Here is a 212-nt window from a genome sequence, read left to right on the forward strand (position 1 = left end):
ACCTACACCGACACCTTCAATGTCGTCAGCGCCGACGGCACCGCCACCACCGTGACCGTCCACATCCTGGGCACCAACGACGCGGCCGTGCTGTCGGCCGATGTGCGCGACCTGACCGAAGGCAACACGGCCGCCGACATCTCGACGTCGGGCACGCTCACCATCTCCGATGTCGACAGCGATCCCCACTTCGTGCCCCAGGTGGCTGCCGC

Annotated in this window: 1 protein-coding gene; it reads left to right on the forward strand. The window is 67.5% G+C overall.

The window, feature by feature from the left end; genetic code table 11:
* A partial coding sequence (locus EN993_RS36865; RefSeq protein ID WP_164758117.1) for a VCBS domain-containing protein occupies positions 1 to 212 on the forward strand: 212 nt, incomplete at both ends.

The organism is Mesorhizobium sp. M7D.F.Ca.US.004.01.2.1 (assembly GCF_003997785.1).
Lineage (GTDB): Bacteria > Pseudomonadota > Alphaproteobacteria > Rhizobiales > Rhizobiaceae > Mesorhizobium > Mesorhizobium loti.